This window comes from Gordonia westfalica (assembly GCF_900105725.1).
Classification (GTDB): Bacteria; Actinomycetota; Actinomycetes; order Mycobacteriales; family Mycobacteriaceae; genus Gordonia; species Gordonia westfalica.
In genome coordinates this window covers 805,148-826,292 of the sequence record NZ_FNLM01000036.1, presented here as the reverse complement: position 1 = coordinate 826,292, position 21,145 = coordinate 805,148, and the positions used below count along the sequence as shown (strand labels likewise).

The following is a 21,145-nucleotide window of genomic DNA, read 5'->3' as shown; positions in this document are numbered from 1 at the left end:
GGACGCTGACACTCCTCACTGTTTCGATTTCCTCGGTATCACCGATTAGACCTGATACGACCGATGGTTTTCGTCCCACAAACACCAAAGCTAGGCCGTTTCTTCAACTTGTGATCGCGTCACGCACGGAAATGCCCGATAATTTTATTCGGACGGCCGAGCGGGCATCACTTGTGTTTATCGACCGGAGTCCTCCTTGGCGTTACATTCGACGATGTCATCCAGCTTTGGGTTTGGTTGTCTCCGGGCGGTGGAGCCCCTCATGTCCGGCTCGGTTCCACCAGGTGGGAAGGTTCTGATCGGAAGCGTCGGGAAACACACCGGGCTGTATGTTTCGTGGTCGGGGCCCTCCCACGCATTGGCGACCGACCCGCACCGAGGCGTGTACCCACACTCTGAACGCTCAACACGTTAGCCGACCCGAACGATCGGCCGCCGACGGCCTCACCGAGCGGTCGCGGCCTTCCGGTATCCGCGAAGCGCGGGATAGATCGACAACGCCAGCAACGTCACGGTCCAGATGCTCACCTTGAGCAGGCTCTCGGCCATCGGACCCCCGACCGCGAGCGCTCGCATCAGATCGATGGCGGGAGTCATCGGCTGATTCGCCACGATCGGCTGCAGCCACTCCGGGTACGCGCTCAGCGGCGAGAAGCCGGAGTTGAAGAACATCAGCAGACTCGAGAAGAGGCCGAGGTACGGCACGATCGGCGCCCCCGGGGCCGCGTTGACGGCCAGCGCCAGCGTCATGATCCCGAATGCTGCGCCGTAAGCCAGGGCGACCAGCACCAGGCCGATGGCAGGCCCGAGCCCCTGCGTGAATCGAAAACCGATCAGGGTCCCGGCGGCGAGCAGCAGCAGTGTGGTGACGAGGATGCGGACCAGGTCCGATGCCACCCGTGAGGTGAGATCGGCGCCTCGATTGATCGGCAGGACGTACAGCCTGGCGAGGAGCCCCGTCCGACGTTCCCGGTTCAGGCGCGTCGCCGACGCGATCGACCCGAACATCGCGCCGACCAGGATGACCAGCGGGACCGTGCCATATGCACTGTCCTGGCCGGTGGCCCGGCCGATCGCGTCGCCGAGCACGACCTTGAACATCAGCATGCTCAGGGCGGGCATGACCAGCGATTGGACCAGCGTCGGAACGTCTCGTACGAACACCCGGAGCTGACGCCCGGCGAGGGCGAGGCTCTGGCTCCACCAGGCGCGGACGGATGACTCCGAATACACCACCGGCGTGCCCTCCGAAACCCGTTCGGTCACCACGCCGCCGTCCATCTGAGAGGTGATCACGCGCGAACCTTCCGATTGCCGATGCCGAGGAGGACGACCGCGGCCGCGAACATGCCGACGCACCACCACACCGTGGGCTGGAGTGTGTCCCATGTCAGGACACCGCTGTCGGACGCGCGCATGACGTTCACGAACTGGGAGATGGGCTGATTGCGCACGAACGGCTGAATCCATTCCGGGAACTGTGAGACCGGAACGAAGCCGGTCGACATCATGCCCAGGATCAGGGTCGGCAGCATCAGCGCCTGGCTGGTCGCCTCTGGGCTACCGGCGACCAGGCCGATCCCGTCGGCGAGAAGACCGATGAGGATGCCGACAACCAGGGCGGTCGCGTAGAGACCGACTGTCCCGACGACTCCACCCATCGGACGCCAGCCGATGACCGAACAGGCGACGGTCGCGCACATCAACGACACCACCAGCAGCACGGCGTTCGCACTGAGGCGCGCGAACATCGGGACAGCCGAGGGCATCGGCAACACCCGAAAACGGGTGTTGATCCCCTCGGTGTCGTCGAAGGATGCACGCATCGCGGCCGACGACGCCGCGAAGCCGACCGATTGAAGCACGATGATGGGCATCAGGAACTGCCCGTAATTCACGCCGAAGGTGTCCATGACGCTGCTCAACGGCAGGTAGAAGCACACCGCGAGGAACACCGGCGAGACGAAGGCGAACACGAACTCGCCGTTTCGGAAGACCTTGGAGATCCCGCGCGCGCTGAGCGCCCACCACTGCTGCAGTGGTCGGGTCCGCGCCTCGGCGGGTGCCCGTAGTGCCGACTGCGATCCGGTCACGGATGTGGACATGCGACTCGTCTACCTCCCGCCACGTTCAGGATCGGTCAGCGCGAGGAACACCTCATCCAGAGAAGGGCGCCGCATCGCGACGTCCGACAGCTGGATCGAGGCCTCGGTGGTGCGCCGGATGACCTCGACAAGCGTTTCCGTTCCACGCGGGGCCGGGACGGAGACGGTGTGATCGTCGGTGTGCGCCGAGCCGTCCGAGATGAGATCGGACAGGACCTCGAGCAACCGAGGCAGGTCCTCGGCATGTGCGGGGGTGACCTCGCAGTACGCTGCGCCGGTCGCCTCCTTGAGCTCGTCGGCGGTGCCCTGAGCGATCACATGCCCCTTGTCGATGACCACGATGTTGTCCGACAGCACGTCGGCCTCTTCCAGGTACTGGGTGGTGAGCAGGATCGTGACGCCCTCGTCGCGGAGCCGCCCGACCAAGGACCACACCTCGAGACGGCTGCGCGGGTCGAGGCCGGTGGTCGGCTCGTCGAGGAACACCACCTTGGGCGACGTGACGAGGCCACACGCGATGTCGATCCGGCGGCGCATGCCGCCCGAGTACTGGCCCACCCGCTTGCCGGCCGCATCTGCCAGCCCGAAGGTGGCGAGCAACTCGGTGGCGCGGGCCTTCGCGGCGGACTTGGAGAGTCCGAGCAGTCGGCCGAAGAGGATCAGGTTCTCGCGACCGGTCAGCGACTCGTCGAGCGCGGCGAACTGACCGGTCAGCATGATCGACCGGCGCACGGCGGCCGAGTCGGTGACGACGTCGTGCCCGTTCACGGTCGCCGAGCCACCGTCCGGCTTGAGGAGTGTGCACAGCATGTTCACCGTCGTCGTCTTGCCGGCACCGTTGGGTCCCAGTAGCGCGACGATGCTTCCGGCCGGGACGGAGAAGCTCACGTCGCGTACCGCGAGGGTGTCCTTGAAACTCTTCTGGAGGTTGTTGACCTCGATCGCGAGCGGGCGGGCAGACGGCACGGGTTCCGCGCCGCTCACATCACCGGTCAGCGGATCCTCCTGCACGGCGTCCTCCTGCCGGCGGGGTTCGTCGGGCTCCGCCCCAGCCTGCTCCGCGGCGAACTCGACGGCGTGATGATCGTCCGGCGTCGACTCCGAGCCCGCATCCGTCGGCCGCGCCCACTGCTGTGTCGGCGCGTCCGACAGTTCCCCGACGGGTTCGGCCGCCGGACCGCTCCCGTTCGGCGAGGTGCTCGACTCGTTGGTCGACGAACCCAACCGAGCATTCTCGAGGCGCCACTCACGGAGCTTCGCAGCGACGTCATCTGTGCCGTTGTCCGAGACTGCGGGCTCGACCCGGTCGACCGCCGCGGATTCCTCCTCGGGTCGCCGATGCCGGGGTTGGCGCATGGCATCCGAGGATTGCTGACCACCGGCCACAAGCATTCTTCTTTCCGTCGGTTGTTCGTGTCGCTGCTACTCCGAGCATTTTCGCCCAGACCACCCCAAGCCTATCGATCGCGGGGTGGGCGATCACGTGGGACAGCCGCTGAGCGGCCGCACGGTGAGTATCCGTCCGCATATCGCATCGGCGCCGGGTTTCATTAACTCGAGCGTGCACTCCGCCGCGGCCGGGCGTCAGTCCGCCATTCGTTCGGATCAGACGGGCTGGCTCCTGCTCGGCGTCGAGCGGAGGTTCATGTTCCACATGTGGGTCCCCCTTCACGCCCGTCGCTGATCAACGGACGCTCTCTCTCCAGACGCGTGAAGAGCCGGTGGGGACGCCAGGTTCGTGAACCGGGGTCCCATGGCCGGAAAGTCAGCCAGTACACCGTGTACAGGGCGAAGCGGAAGGGCATCTCCAGGACGAACAGCGCGGCGAGTTTCCGGTCGTGGCGGGCGCGCGCCAGTCGGTAACCGCCGACCAGGTAGCGCCGGTTCTGCCACGGCGAATGTCTGAGTTGCCGCGGGGACTGCTCGACGGCGACCTGCGGACTGAACCACGCCTTGTAACCGTGTGCCGCCAGCCTGTGGCTGACGTCGACGTCTTCGTAGATCGCGTCGTCGTCGATCAGGTCGTCGCGGATGTCCCGCCAGGCCCGGGCGGACATGATCATGTTCGGGCCGATCACGCCCGCGCCCTCACCGCCCTCTCGGAACAGCCGACTGCGCTCTACCAGCATGCGCAGCGGATCGAAGGGCGGGCCGTCGCCGAACAGCCCCGGACCGGACAACACCTGGAATTCCTCGCCCGGAGGGTCGGCGAAATGAGCTTCGATCGCCGCAGCCCAGTCTCGCGACACCCGCGCGTCGGCGTCGGTACGCGCAAGCACGTCGCCCGTCGCAGCATCGAAACCGGCTCGGCGGGCATGGAAGATCCCGGGTGCGGGTTCCGCGACGATCCGAACCGTCGGTGACCGAGTCGCGTAGTCGGCGACCACCTCGGCCGTGCGGTCCGTCGAAGCGTTGTCGACGACGACTGTCTCGTCGAACGGCCGAGTCTGATCGAGGAGACTGTCGAGGCATCCCCCGATCGTCTTCTCCTCGTTATAGGCAGGCACGATTGCGGAGAGCTTCATCGACATCCTCCGACGAGCCGACGCCGCGCGCCCGTACGCGCCTCACCGCCCGGACCTCTCGCTCGTCACGAGCTGGCGCTCCCGCTCGAGCGGGAGGAGCAGGCGGTGCGGCCGCCAGTTCCGCTGTTCGGGGTCCCACGGCCGGAAGAGCAACCACATGCCGGTGAACGTCAGGAACCGAATCGGAAGGTCGATGCGGAGCGCTCTGAGCGCGGCCGGGTTGTTCCTGCCCCGCGCAGTCCGCACCCCACCGGTGATGTACGACCGATTCCGGTACGGGGAATGGCGGAGCTGCCGGCAGGACGTATCCGTCGTCAGCCCAGGGTCGAGGAACATCCGATGGTCGGTTTCGGACAGCGCGAGCCCGAGGTCGAGGTCTTCCCACACGTCGTCCGACCACTGGAGGTCATCCCGCACCGCCAACCAGGCCGATCGCCGCAGCGCGTAATTGGGGCCGTGCACACTTCCGTACTCACCGCCCTCGGCCAGTCGACCGAGAGTCCAGGCCATCAGCCGCTTCTGTAGCTCATACGACGGCCCGTCCCAGGTCAGGACGGGTCCGGTGACCGCCGCGAATTCCCGACTGTCGTCGCGGTCGAAGAAAAGGGCGATCCTCTCCGCCCAGTCGAGAGCGACATGCGAGTCCGCGTCGGTCTTGGCGATGACGTCCGATGTCGCCATGTCGAAGCCCCTCCGGCGAGCAGCCATCACTCCCGGCCGTTCCTCCACCACCCGGGACACCGTCGGATGTGCATCCACATATCGATCCACGACCGCGGCGGTTGCGTCGACGGAACCGTTGTCGACGACGATGATCTCGTCGATCGGCCTGCTCTGCGCCAGCAACCGGTCCAGACACCCTCCGATGAATTCTTCCTCGTTGTATGCGGGTACGACAACGGTCAAAGTGCTCATCGCGCTCCCATCAGAATTTCCATTCGGGATGTGGACGGATCGGATCCGAACAGGACCTGGACGACCCGAATAGGAGACTCCACATCACCCGACTCCCTGTGCCCATCGAAGCAAATATCGAAACCCTGACACAAGAACCATTCCGTAATTAGCACGCTCAACACTTTGATTGATCATCCCTAATCTCCATCGGCAAGGTCTGAGAATCAGCCGGATGCCCACTCGATCTGATTTCGAGACCCTGATGGGACGCAAACAGCTTCGTCCGCGCCGCCGCCGTAGTGGACCCCCGGGCTCGGACAAGCGTGGTCCATGGCACTGATCCTTTTGCAGCGCAATCACTTACGAGTGATTGCAGTCCGCGGACCGAGGGTCGAGATCAGCGCGTCGCCCCGGCCAGGACGGCCCGATGACCTGTCGGATCAGCGACGCCCGAATATCTGCGATCGCCGATGGCGATCAGTAAACGAAGTGCCATCCGGGGCGCCGGTTTGCGCCCGCCGGCGCACAAAACAATGAGGTCGATCGCGCGAGAATATCGATCAAGAACATTTATTAACAGCATGATGAATACGCGCTGAATTTGACTTCAACCCGCCACCCGAAAGAAGCGCCTTGCCACCGGAAGCACGCTCCGGGCAAGGTGGGCGCGGCGGACCGGACCGTAGATCAGCAGAGCCACACCCGCTCTGCGAGAGTGTCCACATGACCACTCCTGACACCGACCGCGAGATCCTCACGTGGGAGCTCAACGGCACCGCCTGCCGCGAACTCGCGCAGCAGGTCGTGGACGACGCTTTCGTGCCCGCCATCATCCTGGGCATTGCTCGCGGCGGCCTCATCCCGGCCGGCGCCATCGCGTACGCCCTGGACTGCAAGCTTATGATCTCGTTGAACGTCGAGTTCTACACGGGCGTCGGCGAGACGCTCTCGGAACCGGTCATGCTTCCCTCACTCCTCGAGTCGAGTGGCCTGACCGATCAGCGGGTACTGGTCGTCGACGATGTCGCCGACACCGGGAAGACCCTCAAGCTCGTCAACGACTTCTGCGAGGAACAGGGCCGCGTCGCCGAGGTCAGGAACGCCGTTCTCTACAAGAAGCCACACACCATCATGGTCCCCGACTACACGTGGCGCACAACAGACAAATGGATCAACTTCCCGTGGTCCGTGGAGGGACCGATCGTCCGCAGGTGACTACGGCGGACTCGGGTGTCACGCCCCCATCATCAGGTCGACGAGCACGTCGGGATGTTCGATCGCGTGCGAGTTCCCGGACACGGACATCGCGACGGTGTCGCCGTAACCGATCGCGCGCACCGAGAGGGAGGCGTTGTCGCGGCCGACACCTCCGCCGCTCCAGACGCACGGCGTACCGAGCAATTCGAGAGGCCCGCGCCGCACATAGCTCGAGACCGACACCGGGGCCGCCTTCGGCGGGACGTCCCGCTGCACGAGCCGAGCGGGCAGGAGGTCGGCCACCTGAGCAGCCAGCTGTGCCTCGGATCCGCGCGCGAAGAGGCGCGCCTCCGACATCGCTGCGCCGATCAACGCCAGTTTCGTGTTGTCGTCTTCTTCCAGTGCCGCGTCGACCTCACGCAGAACGAGTGCGTTGCTGACATTCGTCTCCCCTCCTCGACGAATGGACAGAGGTATCTCGAAACTGAGTTCGGAGACATCCAGATCGAATTTGCGCCGATAGCGGTCGATGCCGACGGCGGCTCGCCATACGGCACTCGTCGTGACCGTTTCCCCTGGCACCTTGAAGACATCTTTGCTCAGCGGAACAACTCGAATCCACCTGTCGAATGCAGCCTGCGGATGTGTGATTGCATTCGCCGAATTGTGAATTCGGCCGGCCCCCGTTTTGGCGAGTCGGATCAGCGGTCGACAGGAGCGCGCGATGTCCACCGGAATCCCGGCCAACTCCCTGACGAAGTCGAGTTTGCGGACCCGATCGACGGTGGCGTCGGGCCCGATTGCCGTCGGCCCGTGACCGAACAAACCCAATGCGACCTCGGACCATGCCATCCCGTCTGCGAGCGCATGACTGTGCTGGGTGATGACCACGGTGCACTCACCGGACGCGCCCGGAACCGCGGACACGCCCCGTGCGACCACCAATCGCCATGGGCGAGAACGGGGATCGATGTCATCGTCCGCGTGATCCTGAAGCCAGGCGAGCACCTCCTCCCACGAGGCCACATCGAGCTCGCGGATCTTCTCCGCGGACGGCGTCGGGTCGATCGTCCAGCGCGGGTAGATCCACGGCGACGGCGAGATGACCTTCACGCCGAGCAGCGGGATCTCGCTCGCCCGCTGCGCGAGAACCTCCCGGATCTGCTCGAATGACGCCGGATTCCCTCCCCCGCCGAAGACGTAGATGCTGAACGGATTCAACGTACGAGAATGTGCGAAAGATGTATCCAGGGCAGACAGTTTCGCGGTACATCGCGGCATCTCTGAGACATCCTTTCGCACGCCCCGGGAAACGGCCTGGTGGCGGCAGGAAGACAGAACAAAGGACCCGAATCGCGAGATGACCCGCTCCGCGACCATCGGGAGCACAAATTGTTAGCTTCACTTATTGCTGCCGCTAACTGTTTACCACGTCGTCGCGGACTTGGCCCATCACACTTCTTCGATTGCGTGCGAACCGCGTTGAATCCGCGGGCGAGCTGTCGACGGATCGGCGACACGAGCACATCGGCACCCCGTGCTCGGCAAGGCCGTGGCAAGCTGGCACTCGTGACCTCAGAAAAGGCTGACCCGGAGAAGCCCACCACCGACAAGACCGGCGCGCAGACCTCGGTGCGCGACAACGGCTCCGCCCAGCGCTACGAGATCACCGTCAACGGAACAGCCGAAGGTGTCGTCGCAGGCTTCGCCGAGTACCGGGACCGAGCCGACGCCGCGACAGGCACCGAGCGGGTTTTCTTCCACACCGAGGTCGCCGAGGAGTTCGGCGGCCGGGGACTCGCCACGATCCTGGTCCAGGAGGCACTCGACGACGCCCGGGCACGCGGGTTGGTCATCATCGGGGTGTGCCCGCTGGTGGCGGCGTTCCTCGAGAAGCACCCGGAGTACGCCGACGCCGCGCGGCCGGTGACGCCCGACGTCCTCGGCTGGCTACGCCGCCAGCAGGGCTGACGAGGCCACCTCACGCCGGGGCGACCGGCCCCTTCGGCGTGCCCGCGGCGTCGACCCCGCCCATCGGGGTGGCGTCGGCGGAGACACTGCCGTCTCGGTGTACTTCCACCCGGCGCATGCGCGTACCGACATCGACGACTATCGACGCGAGCACCTCGCGTCCTGGCGGGAGAATCCGGGCGGTCACGCTGCCCTGCCCCCCGCCGTCGGAATCGATGGCGGTCAACTCGTCGACGAGCATCCGACGGGCCAGATTCCCCGGAGACTGCGTGTCATCCAGGTCACCCGACGCGTACGCGTCGAGAGCACCGTCGTCCAGCAACCGGACGGAGACGCCTCGTCGGCGGACGGCCCAGACCGATCTGCCCACTTCCGGCGAGTCCCACCCGGGTGCGCGAATGGTGTCGCGGAGCTGAGCTTCGGTCAGACGCACGTCGAGCGCCTCTTCGGGCGGAACTCGTGCCCGTCGGCGATCTGTTCCAGGATCGGACGAGCACCGGCATCGAGTCGTTTCAACTGCTTGGTCCGTTCGGTGGCCGACGCCGCCGTCGCGGCCTCCTCGGCGGCTTGCGCGAACGCCTGTTCGCGCAGCATGCGGAGACGGTCGGGCATCGGTATCGCCATGAGCCCGAACAGTGTGGCGAGCACCAGCACCGGGTAGCAGAACAAGGTGTTGCCGGCTCCGACCGCGTATCCGATCCCGATCAGGTCGCCGCCGACCGCGGCCAGCCCGGTGGCGCAGAGCGCCCCGAGCCAGGCGAACAACGGCCGCCGGTACAGGACCACCATCGCCAGGATGATGGTCATCGCCGAGGTGCCCGGTGTGGTCTGCAGGGTCAGGTAGGTCTCACGCGGCAAGAACCACAACGACACCGTGAGCCCGGCGACGGTCAGGACCGTCACCGCCGCGGCGGTGCCGCGAGGCAGCGTCGACCCGCCGTACCGCATGAGCGTCGACGCGGCCACCACGAACATGACGAAACCCGCCGCCAGCGCCGTCCAGGTCGCGACCGACCGGATCTCCCATCCCGCGCCGACGGTGACCACCACGTAGACGCTCGCGAAGATGACCAGGGCCCTGATGAGCAGCGGTGAGCCCAGTCCGAACAGATTGCCCGTCGTCTCGTCGAGGTCGATCGGATCACCTCGCCGGATCGGGGTCATGGCCGTCTCCACTCGACGACGACGATCGTGCCCTGCCCCGGCGCGCTCTCGATGTCCGCACTGCCGCCCGAGAGGCCGGCCATCCGCGCGCGGATCCCGACCGCGATGCCGAATCGCCGCGGATCGACGAGATCCGGGTCGAAGCCCACACCGTCGTCGGCGACGGTGACCCGGACGAAGCCGTCCCCGAACTCGGCGGCGACGTCGCACCGCGAGTCGGTGCCCGCGTGGCGCATACAGTTCCGGATTGCCTCGGCCACGCAGTCGACGATGTCCTCGACCACCTGGGCCGGATAGCTCGCCGCGGGCTCGGAGATCACGTTCGTACACGACACCCGGTCACCCGCCGCGGACACGGCGTCCTCCACGCGGGCGGCGAATGTCCTGGCCGTGAACTCCGACGTCGCCACCGCGCTGCGGTCCAGTTCGTCGAGCGCCGACGCCGCCTGCGCCGCGAGCCGCGGATCGGGCGGACCCGCGCGTACCGCGAGGAGGGTGGCGATCACGTGATCGTGGATCAGCGCGTCGAATCGGGAGCGTTCCGCTTCCTGCGCCGCATCGGCCGCGGCCCGGGTGGTCATCGCCAGCACGGCGGGATGCCGCTCATCGAGCGCACGCACGTTGCGCACCGCGGCCAGGGCCACCGCCAGGAACACCCCGGCCAACGCCACCGACAGCGGCACGCTCAGCAGTTCGACCGGACGGAGCTCCCCGTAGCGCGCGATCTGATTGGCCGCGTGCACGGCGAAGGTGGCGACCACGAGATTGGTCAGCGCCAGACCGGTGCGGAGCATGACGACCAACCCGAAGCTCGGCACCGACGGGAACTGCAGCAACCACACCGCCCACCGAGCCGACTCGTCGGGGACGCCGAGCCAGGCCGGGAACCACAGGAGCGTCGCGATCAGATAGCCCAGGGAGCAAGCGCACACGAGTCCCAGCAGGGCCCGCGGGACGGCCAGAAAAGTCGACGCCACCAACAACACCGCCGGCGCGACCACCAGGACCAGACTCACCGGCGTCCACCAACCGGCCGCGAGATCGGCCCGCGCGAGAGCAGTCGGGAGCATCACGGCGCAGAACGCCAGCAGCCCACATCCGACGAACCTGCACCCGATTCGCTTCTGCCGGTCGAGATCGGATGCATCCTCACGGATACCGCGTCCGAGACCCCGACGAACGCGTTCGACGACACGCGCCACGCGTACCGCTCCTGCCGGGCCGCCGGTCTCGGTCGCCGTGTTCATCTGGCCGGCCACCGGTCCGCAGAAGGCGCTGGCGTCGCAGAAGACGAAGAATGCGCCGTCCCTGCGGCCGTGAACTCGACCAGTTCGACCTGATCGTCGGTGTCGACACCCACCGACGCCAGCGTGTTCCGCCCCGGTGGGTGGATACGGACCGTCACGCGTCCGCTCTCGGCGTCGGCGAGCAGTTCGGCGACCGCCGCAGCGAGACGGTCTCGCGCCCGCGCGGCCTCGTCGTCGGCGAGGACGGACAGGCCGCCGTCGTCGAGCAGCACCACCTTGACGCCACGCAGCCGGGCACGCCACGCAGCATCCCGCACCTGGGGAAGGTCGAGATCGGACGCCCGGATACCGTCGCGCAACTGAGCCTCGATGAGGCGTGCGACAGCCACCTCGTCGGCACTGAACTCCCGGCGCTCGACGATCCGCGTGAGGATCGGCCGAGCCCGTTCGTCGACAGCAGCCAGTCGCCGATGCCGGACCTCGGCGGCCGCGGCCGCGGCCGCGTCGCGCGCCGCCTGCCGTTCGTTCGCCTCACGCAGTGCATACAACTGCCTGGCCATGGGCCGCAGCATGAGCGAGAACAACGAGCCCATGATCATGATCGCGTAGCCGGGCAGCGTCACCGCCAGACCCCACATCGCGCCCTGGGTCGCGACATGGCCCCACACCGTCGCGATCACCGAGATGACGATGCTCGCGGTCCAGGCCGCCGACGGACGGCCGCGTACCGCGACGAACGCGAGGACGATCACCGACGCCCCGATGGGCGGTCCGGTCTGCATGACATGCGTCAGCGGGAACGGCAACGAGAACAGGGAGGCCGTCACGCCGGCGACGGCGAGCACGGAGATCACCACCGTGGGCGGGACCGGCAGCGGGTCCCCCGGTACGTCGAGGATCAGGAACCCGCCGGCGGCGAAGAAGACCAAACCGGCGATGATGCCGATCCACTGCCACACCCCGGTGACGTCGTTGTTCGCATACACCGTGACGACGAGATATCCGCAGCCGAAGATCCCCATTGCCAGCCACAGCGGGAAGGAGCCGATCCCGAAGGCGTTGTCGACCGCGCCCCGCTCGACGTCGCGACCGCGCTCGCAGTTCCCGATCATGGACGCTCCCACCCGATCTGGACGGTGGTTCCGCGCCCCTCGCGACTGCTCACCTGGGCCCGGCCGCCGAGCAGGCGCGCCATCCGGCCGCGGATGCTGACCGCGATCCCGACCCGGCCCGGCCCCACCGAGTCCGGGTCGAAGCCATTGCCGTTGTCGACGACCGCCATGCTCAACGCGTCGGCGGCCAGCTGCACGATCACCGCGCACTCGGCGTCCGGCCCGGCGTGTCGGACCACGTTCCGCAGGGCCTCGGACATCGCCTCGATCACCGCCTCGACGACTTCCACCGGATAGTCGACCCGATCCCGCCCGGCATCCCGGAGGCTGTCGGCGCCGGCCTCCGCTCCCAGGACCTGGACCTCGAATCGTTCGGCCAGATCCGCGGCCGCCGACCTGATCCGACCCAGCGTCTCCCCCCGCGACAGCGCTTCGGCGCCGCCGGGGCCGGGGACCCGCGCGAGTTCTTCGAGTGCGGAACGGGCCTGGGCGGCGAGCCGCTCGTCGGGTCTGCCCGGTTCAACCGCGAGCAGTGAGGCGATCACCCGGTCGTGGACGATGGCGTCGAAACGCGCCTTCTCGACCTCACGGGCCGACGAGGCGGCCACGTTCGCCGCGGTCCGATAGGTGTCCTCCCGGGTCTCGTCGAGGTGGCGCCCCGTGCGGGTGGCGACCAGGACGACCGCGAGGAAGACCGAGGTGAAAACGACCGACCACATGATCTCGAACGCGAGGTCCGAGGTCAGCTCGCCGAACCGCCCGAGTTGCTGCGAGAGATGCGAGGCCACCGAGGAGACGATCAGACTGATCACGCCGAGCCGGGCGTGGACCAGCATCAACACCATGCTGGGCATGCCGCAGAACGCCACCATCCACTGCGCCACGTCCCCCGGATCGGTCAGGGTCGCGCCCGTCCACGCCCAGAACCACAAGAGGATCGACAGCAGGAACCCAGACCAGGTGACGAGCGCCAACGGACCCAACCAGGACGTGCCCGGACGGAAACTGAAGATGATCAGCAGGATTCCCGGGCCCACCGACAACACGATGCTCAGCGGCACCCACCACGAAGCGGTCACCGATCCGGACGACGCGATCGCCGCGGGCAGGACGATCGGATAACCGATGAAGCCCAGACCCAGGAAACGGGCACCGATTCGCTGGACATGATCGAGATCCGGCTCGGCCGACTCGGATTCGAAGACCCGACGCGCCCAAGCCGGATGTTCGATCGGTATGTCGGTCGGAGATGCATCGGTCGCGGCCATCAGGTTCACCCTCACATTCGCCGGAGACGCGGTCAATCCGTCGGTGAGACCAACACGACCGTCTCCGGGAGATACCCGAAACGACGAACGGCCCGCTCCCTCGAAAGGGAACGGGCCGTTCGTGTGTAGATCTCGCGAGGAGAGGGCTTACTTGGCCTTCTCCAGCACCTCGACCAGACGCCAGTGCTTGGTCGCGGACAGCGGGCGGGTCTCCATGATCCGCACGCGGTCACCGACGCCGGCATCGCCGTTCTCGTCGTGTGCCTTGACCTTGCTCGTGGTCCGGATGATCTTCTTGTAGAGCGGGTGGCTCTTACGATCTTCCAGCTCGACCACGATGGTCTTCTGCATCTTGTCGCTGACCACGTAGCCGATCCGCTCCTTGCGGCGGTTACGCTCAGCGGTCTGGGTTTCGGTCACTTTCTGGTCCTCACTCATGCGTCTTCACCTTCCGGTCCCGACGCCAGGCCCAGCTCACGCTCGCGCATGACGGTGTAGATACGTGCGATCTCACGACGCACGGTGCGCAGACGGCGGTTGTTGTCGAGCTGGCCGGTGGCCATCTGGAAGCGAAGGTTGAACAGCTCTTCCTTCGACTCCTTGAGGCGGTCGACCAGATCGGCGTCGTTGAGCTCGCGCAGCTCGTTCGCAGCAACTCCGAGAGACATCAGAACTGCTCCTCTCGTGTCACGATCCGGGTCTTGATGGGGAGCTTGTGCTGTGCGCGGCGCAGGGCCTCGCGAGCGATCTCCTCATTCGGGTAGGTCATCTCGAACAGCACGCGACCCGGCTTGACCGGGGCGACCCACCACTCGGGCGAACCCTTACCCGAACCCATGCGGGTTTCGGCCGGCTTCTTGGTGAGCGGGCGGTCCGGGAAGATGTTGATCCAGACCTTGCCGCCACGCTTGATGTGCCGGTTGATCGCGATACGAGCGGACTCGATCTGACGGTTGGTGATGTACGCGCCTTCCAGAGCCTGGATGCCGTAATCGCCGAACGTCACCTTGGTGCCGCCCTTGGCCTGCCCCTTGAGGCTGGGGTGGTGCTGCTTGCGGTGCTTGACCCGACGTGGGATCAACATGGCCTAGCCCTCCTGCTTCTCAGCCGCACCAGCAGTGGCCTCGGCGGGAGCAGCCTCGGCCGCGCGAGCGGCGTCGGTGCTCGTCGCAGTGGTGCCCGAGGCACCGCTACGCCGGGGCCGGCTGGGCCGGCGCGGACGGCGATCCTCGGCTGCCGGAGCGGCCGCAGCCAGCTCGCGACGTCCACCGACGATGTCGCCCTTGTAGATCCACACCTTCACGCCGATCCGGCCGAAGGTGGTCTTGGCTTCGTAGAGTCCGTAGTCGATGTCGGCGCGCAGCGTGTGCAGCGGCACGCGTCCCTCGCGGTAGAACTCACTGCGGCTCATCTCAGCGCCGCCCAGACGACCCGAGCACTGGACCCGGATGCCCTTCACGTTCGGCTGACGCATCGCCGACTGGATCGCCTTGCGCATCGCGCGGCGGAACGCCACACGGTTGCTCAGCTGCTCGGCGACACCCTGGGCCACGAGCTGGGCCTCGGACTCCGCGTTCTTGACCTCGAGGATGTTCAGCTGGACCTGCTTACCGGTCAGCTTCTCCAGGTCGCCGCGGATGCGATCGGCCTCGGCGCCACGGCGGCCGATGACGATGCCCGGACGCGCGGTGTGGATGTCGACGCGAACCCGGTCACGGGTGCGCTCGATCTCCACCTTCGCGATGCCGGCCCGCTCGAGCCCCGTGGAGAGGAGCTTGCGGATGGCGACATCTTCCTTGACGTAGTCCGCGTACTGCTTGTCGGCGTACCACCGCGACTTCCAGTCGGTGGTGATGCCCAGACGGAAGCCGTGCGGGTTGATTTTCTGGCCCACTACTAGGCTCCCTTCTTCTTCGGCTGACGCGAACGGCCACGGCCGGCGGCTGCCTTCTCCGGCAGGCTCTCCACGACCACGGTGATGTGGCTGGTGCGCTTGCGGATACGGAATGCGCGGCCCTGGGCACGCGGCTGGAAGCGCTTGAGGGTCGGGCCCTCGTCGGCGAACGCGGTGGCGACGACCAGGGTCCGGCGATCCAGATCCAGGTTGTTCTCTGCGTTGGCGACAGCGCTGGCCAGCACCTTGTACACGGGCTCGGACGCCGACTGCGGGGCGAACCGCAGGATGTCCAGGGCCTCGTCCACGTTCTTGCCGCGGACGAGGTCCAGCACGCGGCGGGCCTTCATCGGCGTCACGCGAACGAACTTCGCGGTGGCCTTGGCGGTCGGATTATCGGTCTGCGTAGTCATTAGCGGCGCTTCGCTTTCCGGTCATCCTTGATGTGACCCTTGAAGGTGCGGGTGGGGGCGAACTCGCCCAGCTTGTGACCGACCATCGAGTCCGAGATGAACACCGGCACATGCTTGCGTCCGTCGTGGACGGCAAAGGTGTGACCGATGAAGTCGGGAATGATGGTCGAACGACGGGACCAGGTCTTGATGACCTGCTTGGTTCCCTTTTCGTTCTGGACGTCCACCTTCTTCAGGAGGTGGTCGTCGACGAACGGGCCCTTCTTGAGGCTGCGTGGCATTCTCTTACCTCCTCCTGTTATCGCTTGTTCTTGCCGGTGCGACGGCGACGGACGATCAGCTTGTCGCTGGCCTTGTTCTTGCGGGTGCGGCCCTCGGGCTTACCCCACGGCGAGACCGGGTGGCGTCCACCGGAGGTCTTGCCCTCACCACCACCATGCGGGTGGTCAACCGGGTTCATGACGACACCGCGGACGGTCGGGCGCTTGCCCTTCCAGCGCATACGGCCGGCCTTGCCCCAGTTGATGTTGCTCTGCTCGGCGTTGCCCACCTCGCCGACGGTTGCGCGGCAGCGCACGTCGACACGGCGGATTTCGCCGGAAGGCATACGCAGCGTGGCGTAGGTGCCTTCCTTACCGAGCAGCTGGATCGACGCGCCGGCGCTACGTGCCATCTTGGCGCCACCGCCCGGACGCAGTTCCACAGCGTGGATCTGGGTACCGGTCGGGATGTTGCGCAGCGGCAGGTTGTTGCCGGGCTTGATGTCGGCGGCCGGACCGCTCTCGACGATGTCGCCCTGCTTCAGGTTCTTCGGCGCGATGATGTAGCGCTTCTCGCCGTCGACGTAGTGCAGCAGCGCGATACGCGCGGTGCGGTTGGGGTCGTACTCGATGTGAGCGACCTTGGCGTTGATGCCGTCCTTGTCGTTACGACGGAAGTCGATCAGACGGTAGGCACGCTTGTGGCCGCCACCCTTGTGACGAGTGGTGATGCGGCCGTGAGCGTTACGGCCACCGCGCCCGTGGAGCGGACGCACCAGCGACTTCTCCGGGTGGTCACGGGTGACCTCCGCGAAGTCGGAGCCGCTGGCTCCACGACGACCCGGGGTCGTCGGCTTGTACTTACGAATAGCCATGAGTATCTAGTCCTTCTCGCCGAAGCCCCGGTCAGCTGACCGAGCCTCCGAAGATCTCGATGGGCTTGCTGTCTGCGGTCAGCGACACGATGGCGCGCTTGGTCGACTTGCGCTGGCCGTAGCCAGAGCGGGTGCGCTTGCGCTTACCCTGTCGGTTCGCCGTGTTGACGCTGGCAACCTTCACATCGAAGATCTTCTCGATCGCGATCTTGATCTCGGTCTTGTTGGACTCCGGGTGCACCAGGAAGGTGTACACGTTGTCCTCCATGAGTCCGTAGGACTTCTCGGAGATCACGGGCGCCAGGATGATGTCGCGCGGATCGGCAACGGTCGTCATGTCAGGCCTCCTCTGCTGTCTTCTCGACGGCAGCCTTGGCATCCGCCGTGTTCTGCTCGATGAAGGCATTGAGCGTCTCGACGCTGAACACCACCTCGTCCGAATCCAGGACGTCGTAGGTGTTGAGCTGATCCGGCGCGATCGGCAGCACGTTCTGCAGGTTCGCCACGCTCTTCCACGCCGTCAGGTCCTCACGGCCGAGAACGACCAGGAACTTGCGACGATCCGAGAGGCTCTCCAGGAACTCGCGAGCCGACTTGGTCGAGGGAGCCTGTCCCGCAACCAGTTCGGTGATCACGTGGATGCGCTCGTTGCGAGCGCGATCGCTCAGCGCACCGCGGAGGGCGGCGGCCTTCATCTTCTTGGGGGTGCGCTGGCTGTAGTCGCGCGGCTGCGGGCCGTGGACGGTGCCACCACCGGCGAACTGCGGTGCGCGGGTCGAGCCCTGGCGTGCACGGCCGGTGCCCTTCTGGCGGTACGGCTTGGCGCCACCGCCGCGAACCTCGCCGCGGGTCTTGGTGGAGTGCGTGCCCTGGCGAGCCGCGGCCTGCTGGGCCACGACGACCTGGTGCATCAGCGCGATGTTGGCGGGGGCGTCGAACAGCGCGGCGGGCAGATCAACGGTTCCGTTGGTCTTGCCGTCGGCGGTCTTGACGTCCAGCGTCAATTTGGTCGTGGTCTCGGTGCTCATTACTTCGCACCACCCTTCACTGCGTCGCGGACCACCACGATGCCGCCCTTGCGACCCGGGATCGCTCCCTTGATCAGCAGCAGGCCGGCCTCGGCGTCCACCTTGTGGACGGTGAGGTTCTGCGTGGTCACCTTGTCGTTACCCATTCGACCGGCCATCCGCATGCCCTTGAACACGCGACCCGGGGTGGCGCAGCCACCGATCGAGCCCGGTGCGCGGTGCACGCGGTGAGCGCCGTGGCTGGCGCCCAGACCGGCGAAGCCGTGGCGCTTCATGACGCCGGCGAAACCCTTGCCCTTCGAGGTGCCGGTGACGTCGACCAGCGCGCCGTCGGCGAAGATCTCGGCGGTCAGTTCCTGACCGATCTCGAACTCGCTGACGTCGTTGACGCGGATCTCGGCCAGGTGGCGGCGCGGGGTGACCCCGGCCTTCTCGAACTGACCGGCGACCGGCTTGGTCACCTTGCGGGGATCGATGGCGCCGTAGGCGATCTGGACGGCGGTGTAGCCGTCACGATCCTGCGTACGGAGCTGGGTGATCACGTTCGGTCCGGCCTGGATGACCGTGACCGGGACGACCCGGTTGTTCTCGTCGAATACCTGGGTCATACCGAGCTTGGTACCCAGGATGCCCTTGGATGAACTCTGATTACTCATGATTTATCTCGTCCCCGTCCTACTGGATGTTGACGTCGACACTGGCCGGCAGGTCGATGCGCATGAGCGCGTCGACCGTCTTCGGGGTCGGGTCGAGGATGTCGATGAGTCGCTTGTGTGTACGCATCTCGAAATGTTCGCGGCTGTCCTTGTACTTGTGCGGCGAACGGATGACGCAGTACACGTTCTTCTCGGTGGGCAACGGCACCGGGCCAACGACACGTGCACCCGTACGGGTCACGGTTTCCACGATCTTGCGCGCCGAAGCGTCGATCGCCTCGTGGTCGTAGGCCTTGAGCCTGATGCGGATCTTCTGTCCCGCCACGCTGTGTCCTCTTCCGTCAGTTGTTCTCGACAGACAAACACCGCGTGACCAGGGCAGGCTCTCGCCGGCTGAGCACATGACCACCGTGTGAGATTCGGCAATCGACGCTGTTCATCTGTCGTTGTACGTTGGCTCGTCGCTGGTACGAGCCGGTTTGCTCCGGCACCCGCGGTCGGGCGTGTCGAGTCCGTGAACCTGATTCGGAGCACGCGTTACACGCCCAGTCCCCGTAAACCGGGCCTGGGAGTCATTCACCTGACGGCTTCCGCGGTGTCGGCACACAGTGCAACGTGCGTCCGCCGGTCAAGGCAACCCGACAAGTATGCAACAGAGGCGGGTCCCGATTCAAATCCGACCTCGTCACACCCTGCGGACGCGGGTCCACGCACGAACTGACTCATGAGTAATATTCGCGCATGTCCTCCATCAGCTCCACCTACGCCCTGCGCAAGAAGCTTCCCGACAATGCTCTCGGGAACGTGCTGTTCTCACTCGGCCTGGTCGCGAAGGCCCCGTACTTCGGGACCGTCCTGCCTCTCGTCCAGGAGATGGAGCCGGGCTACGCCAGGGTCACCGCACCCAACTGGTTCGGCGTCCACAACCACATCGGCACGTTCCACGCGATCGCCGCGTGCAACCTGGCCGAAGCCGCGATGGGCGTGCTGATGGAGGCGACCACCCCGACCTCGCACCGCTGGATTCCCAAGGCGATGCAGACCGCCTACCTGACCAAGGCGACCACTCGGCTCACCGCCGAGGCGCGCCTCGCCGACGACGTCGACTTCGACGCCATCACGACCGGGACCGACGTCACGGTGTCGGTGAGCATCGTCGACACCAAGGGTGTCGAGGTCGTCCACTGCGACATCACCACCTGGGTGACGCCCAAGTAGCTACCGGTAGCAGGCCTGCCAACCGGATGCGCGCAGCGTTTCCGCCGCGCAGTAGGTGGCGCGCGGGTAGTAGGGCCCCATGCTCGACGCGGGATCGCTCTTGTTCGCCTGCGACGCCTGCACGCTGTCCGGGTAGAACTGCTCCGACGGCAGCATGTTGCGGAGGAACACCACCTTCTGTACCGACGTGCTGCCCCAGGGGATGACGGTCAGGTCGGAGCCGGCCACCTGCGACGGCGTCAGATCCGACGGCGCGGCGACCACGTAGGTGTAATAGCCGTCGGCGTCGACCCGGGTCGTGTGATCGGCCGCGCACGCGACGACCGGGTACGGCGTCACCTTGTCGTTCTGGCACATCGACCAGTACCGGAGTTGTTCGCCGGGGGTGGCGGGCGACTGCCCGGCGCGGGTGTCGGGGAAGGTCGGGGCCTTGCCGCGGATCACCGCGACACGTCCCGGCTGATAGGTGAGCAGCGATCCGATGTACTTGTTGTCGCCGTTCGGGAACAGACCCGACGTGCTGGCCGGGTTGACGAAGGTCGCCTCCCGGGCGTTCCCGGGGAGCGACGCCGCCGCCGCGTTGCCGATCGCGTCGTCGAAGACCTTGGTGAGCGCCTGCGCGATCGGTCCGTTGTAGTCGCGCGGATCGAACGGCTGCGCACAAGGTGCGACGGGGACCGACCGCCCGGCGATCGAGAAGGTCACGTTCGGCAGGGTGACGCCGCCGTTCGGTGAGTTCGGGTCGTCGGGGACGTAGATCCGGACGATCAGGAAGCCGACCGGCACGGCCTGTCCGCCGGCGGGAAGTCCGCGGATCTCGTTGCGGGAGCGGTCGGCGGCGCCGGGCACGACCGTCGCATGCCAGGTCCGCTTCGACGCCGGCGGCAACGCGACCGGCGCGGCGAACGGGTTGACGCTGCCCGCGTCGGGCCGGATCTGGTTGTCACGCAGCGTGTCGACGGTGTCGAGGTCGGTGCCGTAGGTGTTCAGCGAGAAGTACCGGGCGGCGGGGAAGGTTCCCGACAGTCGGATCGAATCCCCCGGGCCGAGCGCGTACGGCAACACCCAGTACGTCGCATTGGCGTCGGGGAAGGCGACATTGAGGTCGGTGCTGTTCGACATCAACTGCCACGCGCACCCCGGTCCCGGCGCATACCCCTGTGGGGCCGCCGATGCCGGCGCGGGCGCCACACCCGCCACCATCGCGCACAGCGTTCCGACGACGACACCGACGATCGCGCCGAGCCGGCGCTTGACCTGTGCGAACAAAGTTCCTCCTCCGCCAGCCAGATCGTAGCCACAGCTCGCCTGTCGC

The 21,145-nt window shown here is 66.5% G+C and carries 26 protein-coding genes; 3 read left to right on the top strand and 23 right to left on the bottom strand.

All coding sequences use genetic code 11. From position 1 onward, the window contains the following. Positions 1 to 444: 444 nt before the first annotated feature. The 5 genes from BLU62_RS30115 to BLU62_RS30095 form a co-directional block, all read right to left on the bottom strand. Positions 445 to 1,281 carry an ABC transporter permease gene (locus tag BLU62_RS30115; protein ID WP_074854346.1) on the bottom strand — a complete coding sequence of 279 codons (837 nt, stop codon included), beginning with the start codon at positions 1,279 to 1,281 and terminating at the stop codon, positions 445 to 447. A gap of 11 nt (positions 1,282 to 1,292) precedes the next feature. Further along, a complete protein-coding gene (locus BLU62_RS30110) occupies positions 1,293 to 2,105 on the bottom strand; it encodes an ABC transporter permease (protein WP_074854106.1) in 813 nt (270 codons plus the stop codon). A gap of 9 nt (positions 2,106 to 2,114) precedes the next feature. Then, a complete protein-coding gene (locus BLU62_RS30105; protein WP_425284627.1) occupies positions 2,115 to 3,461 on the bottom strand; it encodes an ATP-binding cassette domain-containing protein in 1,347 nt (448 codons plus the stop codon). 287 nt (positions 3,462 to 3,748) lie between these two features. Continuing rightward, positions 3,749 to 4,630 carry a glycosyltransferase family 2 protein gene (locus tag BLU62_RS30100; protein ID WP_074854344.1) on the bottom strand — a complete coding sequence of 294 codons (882 nt, stop codon included), beginning with the start codon at positions 4,628 to 4,630 and terminating at the stop codon, positions 3,749 to 3,751. Between the two features lie 42 nt (positions 4,631 to 4,672). Further along, a complete protein-coding gene (locus tag BLU62_RS30095; RefSeq protein WP_074854105.1) occupies positions 4,673 to 5,545 on the bottom strand; it encodes a glycosyltransferase family A protein in 873 nt (290 codons plus the stop codon). A gap of 705 nt (positions 5,546 to 6,250) precedes the next feature. Between BLU62_RS30095 and BLU62_RS30090 the strand changes: the two genes are divergently transcribed. Next, on the top strand, positions 6,251 to 6,742 hold the full coding sequence (locus BLU62_RS30090; protein WP_074854104.1) for a phosphoribosyltransferase: 492 nt from the start codon (positions 6,251 to 6,253) through the stop codon (positions 6,740 to 6,742). 18 nt (positions 6,743 to 6,760) lie between these two features. On the opposite strand, the gene BLU62_RS30085 is transcribed toward BLU62_RS30090, so the two are convergent. Then, the gene (locus BLU62_RS30085; protein WP_074854103.1) at positions 6,761 to 7,945 is read right to left on the bottom strand and encodes a WS/DGAT/MGAT family O-acyltransferase; all 1,185 of its coding nucleotides are present in this window, start codon (positions 7,943 to 7,945) and stop codon (positions 6,761 to 6,763) included. Between the two features lie 348 nt (positions 7,946 to 8,293). Between BLU62_RS30085 and BLU62_RS30080 the strand changes: the two genes are divergently transcribed. Continuing rightward, positions 8,294 to 8,695 carry a GNAT family N-acetyltransferase gene (locus tag BLU62_RS30080; RefSeq protein ID WP_074854343.1) on the top strand — a complete coding sequence of 134 codons (402 nt, stop codon included), beginning with the start codon at positions 8,294 to 8,296 and terminating at the stop codon, positions 8,693 to 8,695. A 10-nt stretch (positions 8,696 to 8,705) separates the two neighbouring features. Here BLU62_RS30080 and BLU62_RS34145 read toward each other — a convergent pair whose 3' ends face one another. The 16 genes from BLU62_RS34145 to rpsJ all read right to left on the bottom strand — a co-directional run bounded on the left by BLU62_RS34145 (position 8,706) and on the right by rpsJ (position 18,937). Then, complete coding sequence (locus BLU62_RS34145) at positions 8,706 to 9,128, bottom strand: hypothetical protein (protein ID WP_244278442.1); 423 nt, start codon at positions 9,126 to 9,128, stop codon at positions 8,706 to 8,708. Then, complete coding sequence (locus tag BLU62_RS34140) at positions 9,119 to 9,859, bottom strand: hypothetical protein (RefSeq protein WP_244278441.1); 741 nt, start codon at positions 9,857 to 9,859, stop codon at positions 9,119 to 9,121. The genes BLU62_RS34145 and BLU62_RS34140 overlap by 10 nt, the downstream gene beginning before the upstream one ends. Further along, positions 9,856 to 11,106, bottom strand: coding sequence for a sensor histidine kinase (locus tag BLU62_RS30070; RefSeq protein ID WP_074854342.1), 1,251 nt, complete (start codon positions 11,104 to 11,106; stop codon positions 9,856 to 9,858). The genes BLU62_RS34140 and BLU62_RS30070 overlap by 4 nt, the downstream gene beginning before the upstream one ends. Continuing rightward, positions 11,103 to 12,218 (bottom strand): hypothetical protein, encoded by a 1,116-nt coding sequence (locus tag BLU62_RS30065; protein WP_074854102.1) that lies wholly within the window; start codon positions 12,216 to 12,218, stop codon positions 11,103 to 11,105. The genes BLU62_RS30070 and BLU62_RS30065 overlap by 4 nt, the downstream gene beginning before the upstream one ends. Next, positions 12,215 to 13,486, bottom strand: coding sequence for a sensor histidine kinase (locus tag BLU62_RS30060; protein WP_074854341.1), 1,272 nt, complete (start codon positions 13,484 to 13,486; stop codon positions 12,215 to 12,217). The genes BLU62_RS30065 and BLU62_RS30060 overlap by 4 nt, the downstream gene beginning before the upstream one ends. Before the next feature lie 147 nt (positions 13,487 to 13,633). Further along, positions 13,634 to 13,924: a 30S ribosomal protein S17 gene (gene rpsQ, locus BLU62_RS30055; RefSeq protein ID WP_074854101.1), complete on the bottom strand. Its 291-nt coding sequence runs from the start codon at positions 13,922 to 13,924 to the stop codon at positions 13,634 to 13,636. After that, entirely contained in the window at positions 13,921 to 14,154 is a 234-nt protein-coding gene (gene rpmC, locus BLU62_RS30050) for a 50S ribosomal protein L29 (protein WP_005194647.1), read from the bottom strand. The genes rpsQ and rpmC overlap by 4 nt, the downstream gene beginning before the upstream one ends. Continuing rightward, positions 14,154 to 14,570, bottom strand: coding sequence for a 50S ribosomal protein L16 (rplP, locus tag BLU62_RS30045; RefSeq protein WP_004020548.1), 417 nt, complete (start codon positions 14,568 to 14,570; stop codon positions 14,154 to 14,156). Before rplP ends, rpmC begins: the two co-directional genes overlap by 1 nt. Positions 14,571 to 14,573: 3 nt before the next feature. Continuing rightward, positions 14,574 to 15,380 carry a 30S ribosomal protein S3 gene (gene rpsC / locus BLU62_RS30040; RefSeq protein WP_004020549.1) on the bottom strand — a complete coding sequence of 269 codons (807 nt, stop codon included), beginning with the start codon at positions 15,378 to 15,380 and terminating at the stop codon, positions 14,574 to 14,576. A gap of 2 nt (positions 15,381 to 15,382) precedes the next feature. Then, on the bottom strand, positions 15,383 to 15,793 hold the full coding sequence (gene rplV, locus BLU62_RS30035) for a 50S ribosomal protein L22 (RefSeq protein ID WP_074854100.1): 411 nt from the start codon (positions 15,791 to 15,793) through the stop codon (positions 15,383 to 15,385). Next, positions 15,793 to 16,074: a 30S ribosomal protein S19 gene (gene rpsS / locus BLU62_RS30030; protein ID WP_004020551.1), complete on the bottom strand. Its 282-nt coding sequence runs from the start codon at positions 16,072 to 16,074 to the stop codon at positions 15,793 to 15,795. The genes rplV and rpsS overlap by 1 nt, the downstream gene beginning before the upstream one ends. Before the next feature lie 17 nt (positions 16,075 to 16,091). After that, the gene (gene rplB / locus BLU62_RS30025) at positions 16,092 to 16,928 is read right to left on the bottom strand and encodes a 50S ribosomal protein L2 (protein ID WP_074854099.1); all 837 of its coding nucleotides are present in this window, start codon (positions 16,926 to 16,928) and stop codon (positions 16,092 to 16,094) included. Positions 16,929 to 16,959: 31 nt separating this feature from the next. Beyond that, positions 16,960 to 17,265, bottom strand: coding sequence for a 50S ribosomal protein L23 (gene rplW / locus BLU62_RS30020; RefSeq protein WP_074854098.1), 306 nt, complete (start codon positions 17,263 to 17,265; stop codon positions 16,960 to 16,962). A 1-nt stretch (position 17,266) separates the two neighbouring features. Then, positions 17,267 to 17,956 carry a 50S ribosomal protein L4 gene (gene rplD, locus BLU62_RS30015; RefSeq protein WP_074854097.1) on the bottom strand — a complete coding sequence of 230 codons (690 nt, stop codon included), beginning with the start codon at positions 17,954 to 17,956 and terminating at the stop codon, positions 17,267 to 17,269. Continuing rightward, complete coding sequence (rplC, locus tag BLU62_RS30010) at positions 17,956 to 18,612, bottom strand: 50S ribosomal protein L3 (protein ID WP_074854096.1); 657 nt, start codon at positions 18,610 to 18,612, stop codon at positions 17,956 to 17,958. Before rplC ends, rplD begins: the two co-directional genes overlap by 1 nt. A gap of 19 nt (positions 18,613 to 18,631) precedes the next feature. Continuing rightward, positions 18,632 to 18,937, bottom strand: coding sequence for a 30S ribosomal protein S10 (rpsJ, locus tag BLU62_RS30005; RefSeq protein ID WP_003938093.1), 306 nt, complete (start codon positions 18,935 to 18,937; stop codon positions 18,632 to 18,634). Between the two features lie 416 nt (positions 18,938 to 19,353). Between rpsJ and BLU62_RS30000 the strand changes: the two genes are divergently transcribed. Continuing rightward, complete coding sequence (locus tag BLU62_RS30000; RefSeq protein WP_074854095.1) at positions 19,354 to 19,830, top strand: hotdog fold domain-containing protein; 477 nt, start codon at positions 19,354 to 19,356, stop codon at positions 19,828 to 19,830. Here BLU62_RS30000 and BLU62_RS29995 read toward each other — a convergent pair whose 3' ends face one another. Then, entirely contained in the window at positions 19,831 to 21,033 is a 1,203-nt protein-coding gene (locus BLU62_RS29995; RefSeq protein ID WP_074854340.1) for a hypothetical protein, read from the bottom strand. Positions 21,034 to 21,145 lie beyond the last annotated feature (112 nt).

Excerpts from the sequence above, each read along its gene's own strand:
- BLU62_RS34140 (WP_244278441.1), bottom strand. The coding sequence starts at position 9,859 with ATGACCCCGATCCGGCGAGGTGATCCGATCGACCTCGACGAGACGACG.
- BLU62_RS30000 (WP_074854095.1), top strand. The coding sequence starts at position 19,354 with ATGTCCTCCATCAGCTCCACCTACGCCCTGCGCAAGAAGCTTCCCGAC.
- rpsS (WP_004020551.1), bottom strand. The coding sequence starts at position 16,074 with ATGCCACGCAGCCTCAAGAAGGGCCCGTTCGTCGACGACCACCTCCTG.
- BLU62_RS30095 (WP_074854105.1), bottom strand. The coding sequence starts at position 5,545 with ATGAGCACTTTGACCGTTGTCGTACCCGCATACAACGAGGAAGAATTC.
- BLU62_RS30110 (WP_074854106.1), bottom strand. The coding sequence starts at position 2,105 with ATGTCCACATCCGTGACCGGATCGCAGTCGGCACTACGGGCACCCGCC.
- rplV (WP_074854100.1), bottom strand. The coding sequence starts at position 15,793 with ATGACTACGCAGACCGATAATCCGACCGCCAAGGCCACCGCGAAGTTC.
- rplW (WP_074854098.1), bottom strand. The coding sequence starts at position 17,265 with ATGACGACCGTTGCCGATCCGCGCGACATCATCCTGGCGCCCGTGATC.
- BLU62_RS29995 (WP_074854340.1), bottom strand. The coding sequence starts at position 21,033 with ATGGTGGCGGGTGTGGCGCCCGCGCCGGCATCGGCGGCCCCACAGGGG.
- BLU62_RS30090 (WP_074854104.1), top strand. The coding sequence starts at position 6,251 with ATGACCACTCCTGACACCGACCGCGAGATCCTCACGTGGGAGCTCAAC.
- rpsQ (WP_074854101.1), bottom strand. The coding sequence starts at position 13,924 with ATGAGTGAGGACCAGAAAGTGACCGAAACCCAGACCGCTGAGCGTAAC.
- BLU62_RS30115 (WP_074854346.1), bottom strand. The coding sequence starts at position 1,281 with ATGGACGGCGGCGTGGTGACCGAACGGGTTTCGGAGGGCACGCCGGTG.
- rplD (WP_074854097.1), bottom strand. The coding sequence starts at position 17,956 with ATGAGCACCGAGACCACGACCAAATTGACGCTGGACGTCAAGACCGCC.
- BLU62_RS30065 (WP_074854102.1), bottom strand. The coding sequence starts at position 12,218 with ATGATCGGGAACTGCGAGCGCGGTCGCGACGTCGAGCGGGGCGCGGTC.
- rplC (WP_074854096.1), bottom strand. The coding sequence starts at position 18,612 with ATGAGTAATCAGAGTTCATCCAAGGGCATCCTGGGTACCAAGCTCGGT.
- BLU62_RS30105 (WP_425284627.1), bottom strand. The coding sequence starts at position 3,461 with ATGCGCCAACCCCGGCATCGGCGACCCGAGGAGGAATCCGCGGCGGTC.
- rplB (WP_074854099.1), bottom strand. The coding sequence starts at position 16,928 with ATGGCTATTCGTAAGTACAAGCCGACGACCCCGGGTCGTCGTGGAGCC.
- BLU62_RS30100 (WP_074854344.1), bottom strand. The coding sequence starts at position 4,630 with ATGAAGCTCTCCGCAATCGTGCCTGCCTATAACGAGGAGAAGACGATC.
- rplP (WP_004020548.1), bottom strand. The coding sequence starts at position 14,570 with ATGTTGATCCCACGTCGGGTCAAGCACCGCAAGCAGCACCACCCCAGC.
- BLU62_RS30060 (WP_074854341.1), bottom strand. The coding sequence starts at position 13,486 with ATGGCCGCGACCGATGCATCTCCGACCGACATACCGATCGAACATCCG.
- BLU62_RS30070 (WP_074854342.1), bottom strand. The coding sequence starts at position 11,106 with ATGAACACGGCGACCGAGACCGGCGGCCCGGCAGGAGCGGTACGCGTG.
- rpmC (WP_005194647.1), bottom strand. The coding sequence starts at position 14,154 with ATGTCTCTCGGAGTTGCTGCGAACGAGCTGCGCGAGCTCAACGACGCC.